Raw genomic sequence first — 612 nt, forward strand, 5'->3', positions numbered from 1 at the left:
GATGCCGGGAAAACCACCACTTCTGAAAGGATTTTATTCTATACAGGCGTGAGCCATAAGATTGGTGAAGTGCATGACGGCGCGGCGACAATGGATTGGATGGAGCAAGAAAAAGAAAGAGGGATCACCATCACTTCTGCGGCAACGACTTGCTTTTGGAAGGATCACCAAATCAATTTGATTGACACTCCAGGGCATGTGGATTTCACTATTGAAGTGGAGCGATCCATGCGCGTGCTAGATGGCGCGGTTTCGGTGTTTTGCTCGGTTGGGGGCGTGCAACCTCAAAGCGAGACCGTGTGGCGTCAAGCGAATAAATACGGCGTGCCTAGGATTGTTTTTGTTAATAAAATGGATAGGATTGGGGCGAATTTCTATAATGTAGAAAACCAGATTAAGCTTCGCTTGAAAGCTAACCCTGTGCCTATTAATATCCCTATTGGGGCTGAAGACACTTTCATTGGCGTGATTGATTTGGTCCAAATGAAAGCGATTGTTTGGAATAATGAAACCATGGGAGCCAAATACGATGTGGAAGAAATCCCTAGCGATTTGTTAGAAAAGGCTAAACAATACCGAGAAAAGCTTGTAGAAGCCGTAGCCGAGCAAGAT

At 45.4% G+C, this 612-nt stretch carries 1 protein-coding gene; it reads left to right on the plus strand.

What is annotated here, in order from left to right; all coding sequences use genetic code 11:
* Positions 1–612, plus strand: a 612-nt coding sequence (locus IEY78_RS35375) for a GTP-binding protein (RefSeq protein WP_189104826.1), incomplete at both ends; no start/stop codon positions are given.

The organism is Streptomyces kronopolitis, assembly GCF_014646275.1.
Classification (GTDB): Bacteria; Actinomycetota; Actinomycetes; order Streptomycetales; family Streptomycetaceae; genus Streptomyces; species Streptomyces kronopolitis.